This is a genomic window from Blastococcus sp. MG754426, assembly GCF_021699055.1.
In the GTDB taxonomy this organism is placed as follows: Bacteria; Actinomycetota; Actinomycetes; order Mycobacteriales; family Geodermatophilaceae; genus Blastococcus.
This window is the reverse complement of sequence record NZ_SSXC01000029.1, coordinates 14,187-28,399: the sequence shown is the minus strand read 5'-3', so window position 1 is coordinate 28,399 and position 14,213 is coordinate 14,187. Positions and strand designations below refer to the sequence as shown.

Annotated in this window: 16 protein-coding genes and 1 pseudogene; 10 read left to right on the top strand and 7 right to left on the bottom strand. The window is 76.8% G+C overall.

The features are described from left to right. The first annotated feature begins 8 nt into the window (after window positions 1-8). From E9549_RS11540 to E9549_RS24155, 3 genes and pseudogenes are all read left to right on the top strand, one after another. Window positions 9-332 carry an Rv2175c family DNA-binding protein gene (locus E9549_RS11540; RefSeq protein WP_236826682.1) on the top strand — a complete coding sequence of 108 codons (324 nt, stop codon included), beginning with the start codon at window positions 9-11 and terminating at the stop codon, window positions 330-332. 43 nt (window positions 333-375) lie between these two features. Next, entirely contained in the window at window positions 376-726 is a 351-nt protein-coding gene (locus E9549_RS11535) for a lycopene cyclase domain-containing protein (protein ID WP_236826681.1), read from the top strand. Then, window positions 639-932: pseudogene (locus E9549_RS24155) on the top strand (hypothetical protein); the annotation flags it as partial. The gene E9549_RS11535 and the pseudogene E9549_RS24155, both read left to right, overlap by 88 nt. Here E9549_RS24155 and E9549_RS11525 read toward each other — a convergent pair. Genes E9549_RS11525 through E9549_RS11515 form a run of 3 tightly spaced genes read right to left on the bottom strand, consistent with a single transcriptional unit; the run spans window position 929 to window position 4,499 of the window. Then, window positions 929-1,876, bottom strand: a complete 948-nt coding sequence (locus tag E9549_RS11525; protein WP_236826680.1) for a phytoene/squalene synthase family protein — start codon at window positions 1,874-1,876, stop codon at window positions 929-931. The pseudogene E9549_RS24155 and the gene E9549_RS11525 sit on opposite strands and share 4 nt — an antisense overlap. Next, complete coding sequence (crtI, locus tag E9549_RS11520; protein WP_236826679.1) at window positions 1,876-3,372, bottom strand: phytoene desaturase family protein; 1,497 nt, start codon at window positions 3,370-3,372, stop codon at window positions 1,876-1,878. The genes E9549_RS11525 and crtI overlap by 1 nt, the downstream gene beginning before the upstream one ends. After that, window positions 3,372-4,499 (bottom strand): polyprenyl synthetase family protein, encoded by a 1,128-nt coding sequence (locus E9549_RS11515; protein ID WP_236826678.1) that lies wholly within the window; start codon window positions 4,497-4,499, stop codon window positions 3,372-3,374. The genes crtI and E9549_RS11515 overlap by 1 nt, the downstream gene beginning before the upstream one ends. Before the next feature lie 206 nt (window positions 4,500-4,705). Between E9549_RS11515 and metF the strand changes: the two genes are divergently transcribed. Next, the gene (gene metF, locus E9549_RS11510) at window positions 4,706-5,611 is read left to right on the top strand and encodes a methylenetetrahydrofolate reductase [NAD(P)H] (RefSeq protein ID WP_236826677.1); all 906 of its coding nucleotides are present in this window, start codon (window positions 4,706-4,708) and stop codon (window positions 5,609-5,611) included. 4 nt (window positions 5,612-5,615) lie between these two features. Here the strand turns inward: metF and E9549_RS11505 are convergent, their stop codons facing one another. Then, window positions 5,616-6,254 carry a hypothetical protein gene (locus tag E9549_RS11505; protein ID WP_236826676.1) on the bottom strand — a complete coding sequence of 213 codons (639 nt, stop codon included), beginning with the start codon at window positions 6,252-6,254 and terminating at the stop codon, window positions 5,616-5,618. Between the two features lie 63 nt (window positions 6,255-6,317). On the opposite strand from E9549_RS11505, the gene E9549_RS11500 reads away from it, so the two are divergent. Further along, window positions 6,318-6,695: a hypothetical protein gene (locus tag E9549_RS11500; protein ID WP_236826675.1), complete on the top strand. Its 378-nt coding sequence runs from the start codon at window positions 6,318-6,320 to the stop codon at window positions 6,693-6,695. A gap of 42 nt (window positions 6,696-6,737) precedes the next feature. On the opposite strand, the gene E9549_RS11495 is transcribed toward E9549_RS11500, so the two are convergent. Further along, on the bottom strand, window positions 6,738-7,505 hold the full coding sequence (locus tag E9549_RS11495) for a crotonase/enoyl-CoA hydratase family protein (RefSeq protein ID WP_236826674.1): 768 nt from the start codon (window positions 7,503-7,505) through the stop codon (window positions 6,738-6,740). Then, window positions 7,502-9,034 carry a class I adenylate-forming enzyme family protein gene (locus tag E9549_RS11490; protein WP_236826673.1) on the bottom strand — a complete coding sequence of 511 codons (1,533 nt, stop codon included), beginning with the start codon at window positions 9,032-9,034 and terminating at the stop codon, window positions 7,502-7,504. Before E9549_RS11490 ends, E9549_RS11495 begins: the two co-directional genes overlap by 4 nt. 88 nt (window positions 9,035-9,122) lie before the next feature. Here E9549_RS11490 and E9549_RS11485 point away from each other — a divergent pair, with 88 nt between their 5' ends. The 4 genes from E9549_RS11485 to E9549_RS11470 all read left to right on the top strand — a co-directional run bounded on the left by E9549_RS11485 (window position 9,123) and on the right by E9549_RS11470 (window position 12,622). Continuing rightward, complete coding sequence (locus E9549_RS11485) at window positions 9,123-9,728, top strand: TetR/AcrR family transcriptional regulator (RefSeq protein ID WP_236826672.1); 606 nt, start codon at window positions 9,123-9,125, stop codon at window positions 9,726-9,728. A 61-nt stretch (window positions 9,729-9,789) separates the two neighbouring features. Beyond that, entirely contained in the window at window positions 9,790-10,899 is a 1,110-nt protein-coding gene (locus tag E9549_RS11480; RefSeq protein ID WP_236826671.1) for a transcriptional regulator, read from the top strand. Then, window positions 10,896-11,816 (top strand): ABC transporter ATP-binding protein, encoded by a 921-nt coding sequence (locus tag E9549_RS11475; protein WP_236826670.1) that lies wholly within the window; start codon window positions 10,896-10,898, stop codon window positions 11,814-11,816. The genes E9549_RS11480 and E9549_RS11475 overlap by 4 nt, the downstream gene beginning before the upstream one ends. Continuing rightward, on the top strand, window positions 11,813-12,622 hold the full coding sequence (locus tag E9549_RS11470) for an ABC transporter permease (protein WP_236826669.1): 810 nt from the start codon (window positions 11,813-11,815) through the stop codon (window positions 12,620-12,622). The genes E9549_RS11475 and E9549_RS11470 overlap by 4 nt, the downstream gene beginning before the upstream one ends. On the opposite strand, the gene E9549_RS11465 is transcribed toward E9549_RS11470, so the two are convergent. Further along, window positions 12,619-13,419 carry an alpha/beta fold hydrolase gene (locus E9549_RS11465; RefSeq protein WP_236826668.1) on the bottom strand — a complete coding sequence of 267 codons (801 nt, stop codon included), beginning with the start codon at window positions 13,417-13,419 and terminating at the stop codon, window positions 12,619-12,621. The two genes, E9549_RS11470 and E9549_RS11465, sit on opposite strands and share 4 nt — an antisense overlap. A 66-nt stretch (window positions 13,420-13,485) precedes the next feature. Here E9549_RS11465 and E9549_RS11460 point away from each other — a divergent pair, with 66 nt between their 5' ends. Further along, complete coding sequence (locus E9549_RS11460; protein WP_236826667.1) at window positions 13,486-14,184, top strand: CDP-alcohol phosphatidyltransferase family protein; 699 nt, start codon at window positions 13,486-13,488, stop codon at window positions 14,182-14,184. The last annotated feature ends 29 nt before the right edge of the window (window positions 14,185-14,213 follow it).

Below are 14,213 nucleotides of genomic sequence, written 5' to 3'. Positions count from 1 at the left end.
GACACTCTATGGACACGCTCACGCCCGCGGAGGTCGCCCAGCTGCTGGGCACCTCGCCCAACCGGGTCCGGCAGCTGCTGCGCGACCGGAAGCTGATGGCCGTCCCCGGGAGCGGGAACGGCAGGATCCCCGCCGCGTTCCTGCAGGACGGCGCGGTGCTCAAGCACCTGCCCGGGCTGCTGACGGTCCTGCGCGACGGCGGCTTCAGCGACGAGGAGGCCTTCGACTGGCTCTTCCGCGAGGACGAGTCGCTGCCCGGCACCCCGGTGCAGGCGCTCCGCGACGACCGGCACACCGAGGTCACCCGCCGGGCCCAGGCCCTGGCGTTCTGAGCCGGGTGCATCCGGAGCCGGTGCGGGAACGGAAGCCCGACCCGTGGAGCAGCTGACGTACCTCGGCCTGCTGGCCGGCTGCCTGGTGGTGACCGCGCCGCTGGAGCTGGTCCTGGGTGTCCGGGTGTACGCGCGCTGGCGCCGGCTGCTGCTCGCCGTCGTCCCGGAGTTCGTCGTGTTCGTGAGCTGGGTGCTGTACGCCATCGCGCAGGGGCACTGGGGCTACTCGGCCGAGCGCACCGTCGGCGTCCGGCTGCCGGGCGGGATCCCGCTGGAGGAGATCCTGTTCTTCCTCGTCGTCCCGCTGTGCTCGGTGCTGGCGCTGGAGGCGGTGCGGAAGGTGACCCGCTGGGACGCCGGCTACCCCGCCGAGGAAGCGGAGGCGCGCCGGTGAGCTACAGCGCCCTGGCGGTCACCGCGGTGGTCGCGGTCCTGGTGGTGGACCTCGCCGTCTACCGCACCCGCATGGTGACCCGGCCGGTGTTCTGGGTGGCCTACGCGATCATCGTGGGCTTCCAGCTGCTGATGAACGGCGTGCTCACCGGGCTGGACGTGGTCACCTACGACCCGGCCACCATCTGGGGGCCGCGCGTCGCCTACGCGCCGGTGGAGGACCTGCTCTTCGGGTTCGCCATGGTCACCCTCACCCTGGCCAGCTGGGCGGCGGTCAACCGGCGGGCGAACACCGCCAGGCGGCGCGGCCTGGACACCGACACCCGCCGGTCGAGCACCCGGTAGCCCGCGCGCTCGATCTCGGTGAGGATGCCGCCGTAGAGGTCGGTGGCCGCTCGGACGCAGTCCCGGGACTCCGGCGCGAGCATCGGGGTGCCGGGCGCGGCGTCGTCGTAGCGGCGGCGCACGATCGCGACCATCTCCCGCATCAGCTCCCGGAAGCCGTCGTCGAAGCGCTTCTCGGCCAGCTGCTCGCGGGTGACCCCGTGGGCGGCCATCAGGTCGGCGGGCAGGTAGACCCGGCCGCGGTCGACGTCCTCGCCGACGTCGCGCAGGAAGTTGGTCAGCTGGAACGCCTCGCCGAGGGCGATGGCGTGCGGCGCCGCCTCCTCGCGGGTCACCCCGGGCGCGGTCCCGAGCACCGGCAGCACCTGCAGCCCGATCACCGACGCCGAACCCCACATGTAGCGGTCCAGGGCATCCATCGTGGGATAGCCGGTGACGTCGAGGTCGCTGGTCATGGCGGCCAGGAAGTCGACGAGGTGCTCGACGGGGATCGCGTAGCGGCGGTAGGTGTGCACCAGCGCCAGCCGCACGGGGTCGTCCGACCACCCGGACTCGAGCTCGGCGAGCAGCGCCTTGGACCAGGTCATCAGGTCGCCGGCCGGGTCGGCGCCGGGGTGGTCGACGAAGTCGTCGGCGACCCGGGCGGCGGCGTAGAGGGCGTGCACCGCCGGCCGCCGCTCGGGCGTGAGCAGCCGGGTGGCCAGGTGGTAGCTCTTGCCGTGCTCGGCGGCGATGGCGGCGCAGTGGCGGTAGGCCGCGGTCAGCTGCGCCTGCCGGGCGGCCTGGGTGCCGGGGGGCTGCAGCATCACCGCGCCACCGGCCCGGTGATCCGCTCGGCGGCCAGCCGGCCGCTGATCAGCACCATGGGCACGCCGACGCCCGGCTGCACCGACGACCCGGCCAGCACCACGTTCTCGGGGCCGCGGCGCGGCAGCGTGGACGGGCGGAACGGGCCGGTCTGCCCGAAGGTGTGCGCCAGCGCGAACGGGGTGCCGGCGGCCATGCCCTGCGCCGCCCAGGTGGCCGGGGTGTCCATGTGCTCCACCTCGATCGCGCCGGAGAGGCCGGTCACGCCGCGGGCCTCCAGCGCGGCCAGCAGCTCCTCCCGGTAGCGCGGCCCGAGGGCATCCCAGTCCAGGCGCGGGTTGCCGCCGCTGCGCGGGTCCAGGTTGGGGGTGGGGGCGACGACGCTGAGCACCTGCCCGCCGTCCGGGGCCAGCGACCGGTCGGTGCGCGAGGGCATGCTGATCAGCAGGCTGGGGTCGCTCATGGGGCGGCCGTCCCGGGTCAGCTCGTCGAAGACCTGGCGCCACGAGTGGCCGAAGCTGATCGTGTGGTGCGCCTGCTCCGGCAGCTCGGCCCGCACCCCGAGGTGGAGGGCCACGCAGGACGGCGAGTAGACCGGGCGGCGGGGTCCGCGCAGCCCTGGCACGAGGGCGTGCGGGGCGTCGGTGGTGACGACGACGGCGTCGGCGGGCAGCCGGTCGCCGCCGTCGAGCAGCACGCCGGTGACGCGCTCGCCGTGGAGCTCCAGCTCGTCGACGGCGGTGCCGTACCGGAAGGTGACGCCCGCGTCGGCCGCGGCGGCGGCGAGCGCCCGCGGCACCGCTCCGATGCCACCGACCGGGTGCCAGACGCCGGCGCCGATGTCGAGCTGGGCGATGACCGCGTAGGCGGCGATGGCGCGGAAGGGGGAGACCCCGGCGTAGAGGGCCTGGAAGCTGAAGAGCCGGCGCAGCCGGTCGTCGGTGAAGTACCGGCCCACGTGGTTCGACAGCCGGCCGAAGCCGCCGCGCCGGACGAGGGCGAGCAGCTCGGGCCCCAGCAGGTCCAGCGGCGAGTCCAGGTTGCGGTCGATGAAGGTGGCCAGCTGCAGGCGGTAGAGCTCGGCGAGGTCGGCGAGGTAGCGGCGCAGCGCGTCGGCCTCGCCCGGCCCGCAGAGCGCGGCGACCTCGGCGGCGAAGGCCTCCGGGTCGGCGTGCACGTCCAGGTGCGTGCCGTCGGCGTACTGCGCCCGGTAGCTCGTCTCCAGCCGGCGCAGCTCCAGCCGGTCCTCGAGCCGGTCGCCGACGGCCGCCAGGGTCTCCTCGACGACCTCCGGCGCGGTGAAGACCGACGGGCCGGTGTCCAGCGCGTACCCGTCGCGCTCGATGCGCCCGGCCCGCCCGCCGGGGCCGCCGGCGCGCTCGACGACGGTGACCTCGCGGCCGGCGCCGCGCAGCCGCAGCGCGGTGGCCAGCCCCGCGAGCCCGGCCCCGACGACGACGACGCGGTCGGTGCGGCCCGGGACGGTGCGGACCATCAGGCGGTGCGCGACGTCGCGGCGACCGCGAGCGCGTCCAGCGCCCGGCGGGCGTCGTCGGCCAGCGGCGCCTCGGCGATCGCCTCGCGGGCGCGGGCGGTGCTCAGTGCGATCCGCTCCTCGACCCGGTCGCGGGCGCCGGTGCCGACCAGCAGGTCGCGCAGCGCCTCGAACTCCTCGTGCCCGGCCTCGGGGTTGCCCAGGAGCTCGTCGAGCAGTGCGCGCCCGGCGTCGTCGGCGGCCTCCGCGGCCAGCGCCACCAGCAGGGTCTGCTTGCCTTCCCGCAGGTCGTCGTCGGCCGACTTGCCGGTGACCTCCGGGTCGCCGAAGACGCCGAGGAGGTCGTCGCGCAGCTGGAACGCCTCGCCCAGGGGGAGCCCGATGGCGGTGCACGCCTCGACCACCCGTGGCCCGGCCCCGGCGATCGCCACGCCGAGCTGGAGGGGGCGCTGGACGGTGTACCCCGCGCTCTTGTAGCGGGCGACGGTGAGCGCGCCGTCCGGGCCCGGCAGCCCGCCGGCGGCCCGCAGGAGGTCCAGGTACTGGCCGGCGGTGACCTCCGTGCGCATCGTGTCCCAGACGGCGCGGGCCCGGCCGAGCGCCGCCTCGGAGATGCCCGAGCAGCGCAGCAGCTCGTCGGACCACACCAGCGCCAGGTCGCCGACGAGGATCGCCGCGCCGACGCCGAACAGCTCCTCGTCCCCGGAGAACCCGGAGTCGGCGTGCCGGCCGGCGAACCCGACGTGCGTGCTCGGGCGGCCGCGCCGGGTGCCGGCGGCATCCATCACGTCGTCGTGCACCAGCGCGCTGGCGTGCACGAACTCGAGGGCGGCGACGGCGCGGAGCACGGCGTCCTCGTCCTCCCCGGCGCCCGGGCCCTGGCCGCGCGCCCCGCGCCAGCCCCAGTAGGCGAAGGAGGGGCGCAGCTTCTTCCCACCCTCGGCGACGGCGCACACCTCCTCCACCACGGGGACGAGGCTGGCGTCCATCGCGGCGAGCGTGGCGCGTTGCTGGTCGAGGAAGCCGGTGAGCGCGTCGGCGACCGCGGTCCGCACCCGGTCGAGCTCCGCGACCGACAGCGGGGGGGCGAGGCGGGCGGACTCGCGCTGCTGCGCCCCGGCGGTCATGCGGTCAGTATCGCCCAACCCGGTGGGGTGCCGCCCCACCAGCGGCCGGGCCGAGGGGGTCGGCTGCATCGTTCCTCCGTCGATCCGTGCTTCCGTCGTCCGCGACACGCCCTCTTCCGCGCGGGGGCCGGTCCCGGATGCACCGGTGCGCCGTCCGGGGAGACGGCCCCCGGGCCGCAGGGGTGCCGCCCGTACCCTCGGGTGCCGTGACACCCACCGTCCGCGAGCTCCTGGCCACCGAGCACCCGACGTGGTCGTTCGAGTTCTTCCCGCCCAAGACCCCGGCGGGGGAGGAGCAGCTCTGGACGGCGCTGCGCGAGCTGGAGCGGCTGCACCCCTCGTTCGTCTCGGTGACCTACGGGGCCGGCGGCTCCACCCGCGAGGGCACCGTGGCGATGACCGAGCGGATCGCGGCGGACACCACCATGACGCCGCTGGCGCACCTGACCGCGGTCGACCACAGCGTCGCGGAGCTGCGGCACGTGATCAGCCGGCTGGCCGCGGCGGGGGTCCGCAACATCATGGCGCTGCGCGGCGACCCGCCGGGCGCCGATCCGCAGGCGGACTGGGTCGCCCACCCCGAAGGGCTGCGGTACGCCTCCGAGCTCGTCGAGCTGATCCGCTCGGTCGGCGACTTCTCCGTCGGCGTCGCCGCCTTCCCCGAGCGGCACCCCCGCTCGCCGGACTTCGACACCGACGTCGAGATGTTCGTGGCCAAGTGCCGGGCCGGGGCGGACTTCGCCATCACGCAGATGTTCTTCCGTGCGGAGGACTACCTGCGGATGCGCGACCGGGTCGTCGCGCGTGGCTGCGAGGTGCCGGTCGTCGCCGGCGTCATGCCGGTCACCAACGTCCGGCAGATCACCCGGATCGTGCAGCTGTCGGGCCAGGCGTTCCCGCCGGAGCTGGCCCAGCGGTTCGAGGCGCTCGACGGCGACGCGCCCGAGGACAAGGCGGCGGTCCGCGCCCTGGGTGTCGAGGTGGCCACCGACCTGTGCCGCCGGCTGCTCGACGAGGGGGTGCCGGGCATCCACTTCATCACCATGAACCGCTCGACGGCGACCCGCGAGGTGTTCGCCAACCTGGCCGGCCGGGTGCCCGCCGTCCGCTGAGCCGTCACCGGGCCGGCTGCACGCCCTCCAGCAGGTCGGCGGCGCGGGCGGCCGCCCGGCGCAGGCCCTCCCGCTCGGAGGCGTACCCGCCGGCGACGCCGACGACCGGCAGGTTGGACACGGCGCGGGCGAAGAGCTTCCCCTTCGGCCGCGCGTCCAGCGCGTCGTCGATGCGGCCCAGCAGCCGGGCCGCCCGCCAGAGCGTCCGGGCCGCGCCGGAGGCCCCGCGGCGCTCGTCACGGGGGCCGAGGGCCCCCTCCACGTAGGTGCCCTTGGCGCGGGTGAGCAGCGGCTGGACCTGCTCGGCGGTGAGCTCGCGCCGCAGCAGCACCCGGGCCAGCAGCGAGACGCGCTCGGCGGGCGGCTCGACCCCGTGCTCGCCGGCGACGCCGAGGACGACGAGGGCCTGCACCGCGGTGCCGACGGTGTTCTGCAGCGGCAGCAGGTCGGCGAGCTTGCCGGCGAAGCGCGGCGCGGCCGACACCCCGGCCGCCACCCGGGACACCCGGTCGGCCCACCACTCGTCGCGCTCCTCGCGCGGCAGCGCCGGGGGCCGGCCCAGCCGGGTCGCGAGCGGGGTGAGCAGCCGGTCGAGCCGGCGGAGGACGTCGACGACGACGGCGTCGCTGATCGGGGCAGCCATGGGTGCGGGGTAACCCGGGTGCCGGTCCGCGACACCCCCGGTGGTGGGCCCTACCCTGCGCCGGTGATCACCGGAGCCGCCGTCCTGGCCTGCGCCGTGCTGGGCGGCCTCGCCGTCTTCCAGGTGGCGCTGGCCGCCGGGCGGCCGTGGGGCCGGTTCGCCTGGGGCGGGCAGCACGACGTGCTGCCGCCGCGGCTGCGCGCCGGGAGCGCGGTCTCCGTCGTCCTGTACCTGGTCTTCGCCGTCGTCGTCCTGGCGGCCGCCGGGCTCGTCGCGGTGCTGCCCGCGGCCGTGGCCGACGTCGGCATCTGGGTGCTGACCGGCTACCTCGCGCTCGGCGTCGTGCTGAACGGCATCTCGCGGAGCCGGCCCGAGCGGTTCGTCATGACGCCGCTGGTGCTGCTGCTCGCCGTCTGCTGCCTGGTCGTCGCCCTCGGGTGAGGCGGCCGGTCCGGGGCGCCGGCCGCGCCCCGGACCGGTCGGTCACACCCCGGCGCCGTGCCTGCCCTCGCCGGCGGCGAACCGCGCGGCGCCCGGCAGCGCGTCGACGGCGAGCGAGACCAGGCCGTGGCGGAACTCGTTGGCCATCGCCGCCTCCTCGTCCAGGCCGTCCTGCTCGAGCAGCGAGGCGCGGTCCTCGCGCAGGCAGGTCTGCGGGAAGGCGGCGATCCGGGCGGCCAGCGCCTGCGCCTCGGCCAGCGCCCGGCCCGGGGCGACCACCCGGTTGACCAGTCCGATCTGCAGCGCCTCGGTCGCGTCGACGCCGCGCCCGGTGAGGACCAGGTCCATCGCGCGGGAGGTGCCGATCAGCCGGGGCAGCCGCACGGTGCCGCCGTCGACGAGCGGGACGCCCCAGCGCCGGCAGTAGACCCCGAGCACCGCCGTCTCGTCGGCCACGCGCAGGTCGCACCACAGCGCCAGCTCCAGCCCGCCGGCGACCGCGTGCCCGGCGATGGCGGCGATGACCGGTTTGCGCAGCCGCATCCGGGTGGGCCCCATCGGTCCGTCCCCGTCGGTCTCCGTGCGGTTGCCGCGGCCGGTGCCGATCGCCCGCAGGTCCGCGCCGGCGCAGAAGGTGCCGCCCTCGCCGTGCAGCACCGCGACGGCGGCCTCCTCGTCCTCGTCGAAGGCCCGGAAGGCGTCGGCCAGCGCAGCGGCGGTCGGCCCGTCGACGGCGTTGCGCGCCGCGGGCCGGGAGAGCCGCACCGTCGTCACCGGGCCGTCCCGCTCGACGGTCACCGCACCGGTCACGACGAGCGCTCCGCGGCGTCGGCCCACAGCGGCTCGCGCAGCGCCCGGCGGAGGATCTTGCCGACGGGGGAGAGGGGGAGCTGGTCGACGACGTGCACGGCCTTGGGCACCTTGTAGCCGGCCAGCGCGCCGCGGACCGCCTCCCGCAGCTCGTCCGGGCGGGCGCTCGCCCCGGGGCGGAGCGTGACGAAGGCGGTGACCGCCTCCACCCACGTCGGGTCGGGGGCGGCGACGACGGCCGCCGCCGAGACCGCCGGGTGCGCCATCAGCGCCTCCTCGACCTCCCGCGGGTACACGTTGTAGCCGCCGGTGATGATCATGTCGCTGGTGCGGTCGACCAGGGTCAGGTAGCCGCGGTCGTCCAGCCGGGCGAGGTCGCGGGTGGCGATCCAGCCGGCGGCGTCGACCGTCTCGGCGGTGAGCCCGGGCGCCTCGTGGTAGCCGGCCATGCCGAACGGGGCGCGCACCTGGAGCTCGCCGATCTCCCCGGCCGGGAGGGCGCCGCCGTCAGGGCCCACGACGCGCACCTCGGCGTCCACCGAGGGGTGGCCGCAGGTGCCCGCGAGAGCCGGGTCGGTGTGGTCCGTGGCGTCGAGCACCGTGATCGCGAGGGGTGCCTCCGTCTGCCCGTAGTACTGCACGAGGCGCGGGCCCCAGACGTCGAGGGCCTGGGCGAGCACGGGGCCGGGCATCGGGCTGGCCCCGTACACCGCCGTCCGGAGGCTGGAGACGTCGGCGCGCTCGGCGGCGCCGGAGGAGAGCAGCATCCCCAGCATGGTGGGCACGAGGTTGATCTCGGTGGCCCGGTAGCGGGCGAGGGAGTCGAGGTAGCTGCCCGGGTCGAAGCCGGGCAGGACGGCCGCGGCGCCACCGCGGATCCAGTACGGCAGCACGAAGGTGCCGCTGGCGTGGATCAGCGACGCCGCGTGCAGCATGACCGAGTCGCGCCCGGGGGAGACCAGGTTGGCCAGGATGTTGGCGCAGATCGCCGCGTAGCTGGCCTGGGTGTGCACCACGGCCTTGAGCGAGCCGGTCGTGCCCGAGGTGTAGAGGATCAGCACCGGGTCGGCCGGCTCGGCCGGCAGCTGCGGGTCGGCGGGGCTGGCCTCGGCCATCTCGTCGAGCAGGTCCAGCGCCGCCACGTCGGGGGCCTGCCCGAGGCTGACCAGCCGCAGCCCGTCGACCCGCCCGGCGAGCTCCGCCGCCCGTCCGGCGAGCGCGGCGCCGTGCACGAGGAGCCGGACCCCGGTCGCGGCCAGCATCCGCGCCTGCTCGTCGGCCGAGAGCCGGGCGTTGAGCGGCACCCGCGCCGCGCCGGCCTTGAGGCAGGCGAAGTCGATCGGCACCGACCACAGGCCGTTGTCGACCAGCAGGCCCACCCGGTCCCCGCGGGCGACGCCCAGCCCGATCAGGACGTTCGCCATCCGGTTGGCGGTGTCGTCCACCTCCCGGAAGGTCAGCGACGCGTCGCCGCTCAGCACCGCCGTCCGCTCCGCGAACCGCCGGGCGCCCCGTCGAACCAGATCCACCGTCAACACCGGTTGCCACTCCCTCTCGCCGCTGGTGCGGCGAACTTACAGTCAGTCCGGACGGTTTGTCAGCGCCTATCCTCTTCCGGTGACCGAGCGACGGACCCAGGAGCAGCGGCGCGCGGGCACCCGGTCCCGGCTGCTCGCCGCGACGATCGACTGCCTCGTCGAGCACGGGTACGCGGGCACGACCACCCAGCGGGTGCAGGAACGGGCGGGGCTGTCGCGCGGGGCGCTGCTGCACCACTTCGCCACCAAGGAGGCGCTGCTGGTCGCCGCCGTCTCGCACGTCGCCGACGCGCAGATCGCCCAGGTGCGCGCCGATGCCGGTGCCGGCCGGGTGCGCGACGAGGTGGACCTCCTGCACCACGTGATGTCCGGCCCGCTCTTCCTGGCCGGGCTCGAGCTGTGGTCGGCCGCGCGCACGGAACCGGCCCTGCGCTCGGCCCTGCTGCCCGCCGAGCGGCGCGTGGGGGCGGCCGTCCGGGAACTGGTCGCCGAGCTCTTCCCGGCGGCCCCCCGCGACCGGGCCGAGATCGACGGGCTGCTCGCCCTCTACCGGGGGCTGGCGCTCACCAGCGTGCTCCGGGACGGCGGCGACCTCGACCGGCGGGTGCTCCGGCTGTGGGTCGACCGCGTCCTCGGCACCCCGGCCGTGCCGGTGGACGGAGCCGCCCGACCCGCCGCCCGGTGAGTTCCCGGTGAGGACGCGGAGGTGGCCCGCCGGGCGGGGGCCGCGGTCTACGGTGGCCGCCATGGCGTCCCGCGCACGGGCGGCGGCCCCGCGCTGGGCCGTCGTGGGGGTGGTCGTCGCCGTCCTGGCCGCGCTCCCCGCGATCGTGGGCGCGCTGCCGGTCACCGACGAGCCCGTGCCCGCGGCCGAGCTCCGCGCGGCGGTCCTGGCCTCGGCCGGCGTGCAGTACTCGGGCTACGCGGAGTCGGCCGGCGGGCTGGCCCTCCCGGTGACCGACCAGCTGGACTCGGTCGCCGACCTGTTCAGCGACCGCACCGAGATGCGTGTCTGGTGGCGGGGCCCCGACGACCACCGGGTCGACGTGGTCACCCCGGCCGGCGAGACGGGCATCCACCGCGACGCGCGGGGCACCTGGACGTGGGAGTACGAGCGGGCCACCGCGACCCGTGCGGCCGCCACGCCGCTCGCGCTGCCCGCGCCACCGGACCTGCTGCCCGCCACCCTGGGCCGCCGGCTGCTCGCCGAGGCCGCCGAGGGGGAGCTGACCCGCATCGGGGCGCGGCGGATCGCCGGCCGGGACGCACTCGGGCTGCGCGCCAGCCCCGCGGAGCCGGCCTCGGCGGTGCGCCAGGTCGACGTGTGGGTGGACCGGGCCAGCGGCCTGCCGGTGCAGGTGGTGGTCCTCGGCGAGACCTCGGAGGTGCCGGCGCTGGACACCCGGTTCCTCGACCTGGAGCTGGCGGTCCCGGACGCCGCGACCACCGCCTTCGCCCCGCCCGCGGACGCCCGCCTCCGCACCGCGGAGGAGGCAGAGATCGTCCTGGAGGCCGGGCGGCGGCTCGCCCCGGTGCGCTTCCCGCCCACGGTGGCCGGCCTGCCGCGCCGCACGCTGGAGGGCGCCCCACCGGGGATCGGTCTCTACGGGCGCGGGGTCACCCTGCTCGCCGTCGCCCCCGTGCCCTGGCGGCTGGCCGACGGGCTGCGCCGCACGCTGGCCCAGAGCCCGGACGCCGTCACCGACGGGACGAGCACCCGCATCGCGGCCGGGCCGGTCGGGCTCATGCTCGTCGATCCCCGGGACGCGGAGCCGTACCTGCTCGTCGGGACGGTCACCCTCGACGCCCTGGTCGAGGCCGCCGGGCAGCTGCCGTTGCCGGGGCGCCGGCGGTGAGCACGGTCATCGCCACCCGCGGCCTGGCCAAGCGGTACGGCCGGGTGCACGCCGTCGACGGCATCGACCTGGACGTGCGCGCCGGCGACGTCTACGGCTTCCTCGGCGCCAACGGCTCGGGGAAGACCACCACCGTCCGGATGCTGCTCGGCCTCGTGCTGCCCACCCGCGGGGAGGTCGACCTGCTGGGCGAGCGGATGCCGCGCGCCGGCCGCCTCGTGCTGCCCCGCGTGGGTGCGCTGATCGAGTCGCCCGCCGCCTACGGCCACCTGTCCGGCCGGGAGAACCTCGCGCTGCTGGACGCCGCCGGCCCCGGCGGGGCGCGCCGGGACCGGCGCCGGCGCATCGGCGAGGTGCTGGACCAGGTGGGGCTCGGGGGCGTGGGGCGCCGGCCGGTGAAGGCGTACTCGCTGGGCATGCGGCAGCGCCTCGGCCTGGCCGGCGCCCTGCTGCGCCGGCCCGAGCTCCTGGTGCTGGACGAGCCGACCAACGGGCTGGACCCGCAGGGCATCACCGAGATCCGCGAGCTGCTGCTCGAGCTGAACCGCGGCGGGACGACGGTGTTCCTCTCCAGCCACCTGCTGGCCGAGGTCGAGCAGCTGTGCACCCGCGTCGGCGTCCTCGACCGCGGCCGCCTGGTGCTGCAGGACGACCTCGCCACCCTGACCGCCCCGACCGGCGCCACCGTCGTCCGCACGCCGGCGCCCGGGCAGGTGCGCGCGGTGCTCGACGGCCGGGTCGCCGCCGTGGACGGCGAGCGGGTGGTGGTGCGCGGCGGCGACCCCGCGGAGGTCAACGCGCTGCTCGTGGGCGCCGGGGTGCCGGTCACCGGCCTCGCGGCCGACCGCCCGACCCTGGAGGAGGTGGTGCTGGCGGCCGCGGCCACCAGCGCCGACCGCGTGGAGCGCACGCGGTGATCGCCGTCGAGCTGCGCAAGCTGTTCCGGCGGCCCCGCACCTGGGCGATCGTCGCCGTCCTCAACGCGCCGCCGGTGCTGGTGGCGGTGCTGCTCGTGCTCACCGACCTGGCGCCCCGGCCGGGGGAGGGGCCGCCGTTCCTCTCCGCCGTCCTCACCAACGGCGCGCTGTACCCGCTGGCCGCGCTGGCCATCGTGCTGCCGCTCTTCCTGCCCATCGCGGTGGCGGTGGTCGCCGGGGACTCGGTCGCCGGGGAGGCGCAGGCGGGCACGCTGCGGTACCTGCTGGCCCGGCCCGCGGGGCGGACCCGGCTGCTGGTGGCCAAGCTCGTGGCGGTGCTCGCCTTCGTGCTGGTCACCGTCGTGGTGGTCGCGGCCGTCGGCTACCTGGTCGGCACGACGCTGTTCGAGGCGCGGCCGGCGGCGGGGACGTCGGTGTCGGGGACGTCGCTCACCGCGGAGCAGCTGGCCGTCCGCACCGTGCTCGCGGTCGGCTACGTCGGTGTATCGATGCTGGGCGTCGCGGCCTTCGCGCTGTTCTTCTCCACGCTCACCGACTCACCGCTCGGCGCGACGATGGGCGCGCTCGCGGTGCTCGTCACCTCGTCGCTGCTGTTCACCCTCGACGCCGCCTCGCCGATCGCGCCCTACCTGCCGACCCGCTACTGGCTGGCCTTCGTCGACCTGTTCCGCGACCCGATCCTCTGGCGGGACATCACCCGCGGGCTGGCGCTGCAGGCGGTCTACGTGGGCGTGCTGCTCGCCGCCGCCTGGGCCAACTTCACGACCAAGGACGTCACGAGCTAGCCGCCGAGGCGGGCGCAGTCCGCGCTGCCGAGCGCCACCGGTTCCCCGGCCGTGAGCTGCTCGAGGACGATCGCCTGCACCAGCGGGTCGCCGGGCAGCTGCCCGTGCCCGACGCGGCTGTCCGCGCACACCTCCTGCACGGCCAGGTTGAGCGCGCCCTCGAGCCGCGCCGAGTCCGGCGGGGTCACCGTGCGGTCCAGCGTCGTCCACACCGACACCCAGCCCACCCCGTCGGGCGTCTCGTCGCCGGCGTTGAGCCGGGCGAGGACGGGGCTGTCGCTCGCCAGCTGCCGGCAGCCCTCCGGGCAGGACTCCGGCGCGACCCGTCCGGCCAGGTCGGCCAGGCCCGTGCCGTGGTGCGGTGAGCCCAGCGTCACCACCCGGCGGGCCACCCCCGCACCGCCGTCGGCCACCCACAGCCGGGCGATCACCCCGCCGGCCGAGTAGCCGACGACGTCCACGCTCTCCTCGCCGGTGCGGGCCAGGGCCGCGCGGGCGGCGTCGTCGAGCGCCGCGGCCGCCTCGCCCAGGTCGCCCGTCCCGTCGCCGGGCAGCGGGACCACGGTGGCGTCGCGCCCGGCCTGCTGCAGCCGGTCGGCCAGCGTCCGCAGCGACGTCGTCCCGCCGCCGTAGCCGGGCACCAGCAGCACCGGCCCCGGTCGCGCCTGGGGTCCCGGCCCCTCGGCGTCCGTGCCACCGGTGGCCAGGAGCACGCCGAGGGCGACGACCGCGGCGGTGACCAGGGCGAGCACCGCGACGACGAGGCGGCGACGGGCGGGGGAGAGACCGGCGAGCACTCACCTACTGTCCCTGGTGGAGGGGCCGGCGTCACCGGACGGCGCCGGGTCGGGAGGGGGCGCGCCGTGCTGAGCCGGGAGGAGTACCTCGAGGCCTGGTCGCGCTGGCACGGCGGTGCGGACACGTCCGCCCCCCTCGTGCGGGGCTGGTTGAGCACCGCGCACGCGCTCGCCCGGCCGCTGGCCGCGCTGCCCCCGGCGCTCGCCACCGCCGCCGGCGTGCTCGTCGCGGCCGCGGCGGTGCCCCCGGCCGCCGCGGGCGGCGCGTGGCTGCTCCTGGCCGGGGCGCTGGTCGGGCTGTCGGGGCTGCTGGACAGCCTCGACGGCGCGCTGGCGATCGGCACCGGGCGGGCCTCGCAGCGCGGGTTCGTCCTCGACTCCGTCGTCGACCGGCTGACCGAGGTCGCCTACGCGGCGGCGCTGTGGGTGGCGGGGGCGCCGGGGTGGCTCGCGGTGGCGTTCGGCGCGTCCTGCTGGCTGCCCGACTACCTGCGCGCCCGCGCCGGGCAGGCCGGCGTGCACCGGACCGGCCCGATCTCGCTGTGGGAGCGGCCGACCCGGGTCGCCATGGCCGGGCTCACGCTGGGCGGGGCCGGGGTGGTCAGCGGCCTGGAGGTCGCCGGGGTCGACGGCGCCACCCTGACCGCCACGGCCGGTGCGGCCACCGGGCTCCTGCTCGGCGTCGTGGGCACGGTGCAGCTGGGCCGCTGGCTCGGGTCCGAGCTCGCCGGTCCCGGGGAGGGCACCCTCCCGCCGTCGGGCTGACCTGCGCCTCCGACGGCGGTGCGGGCGCG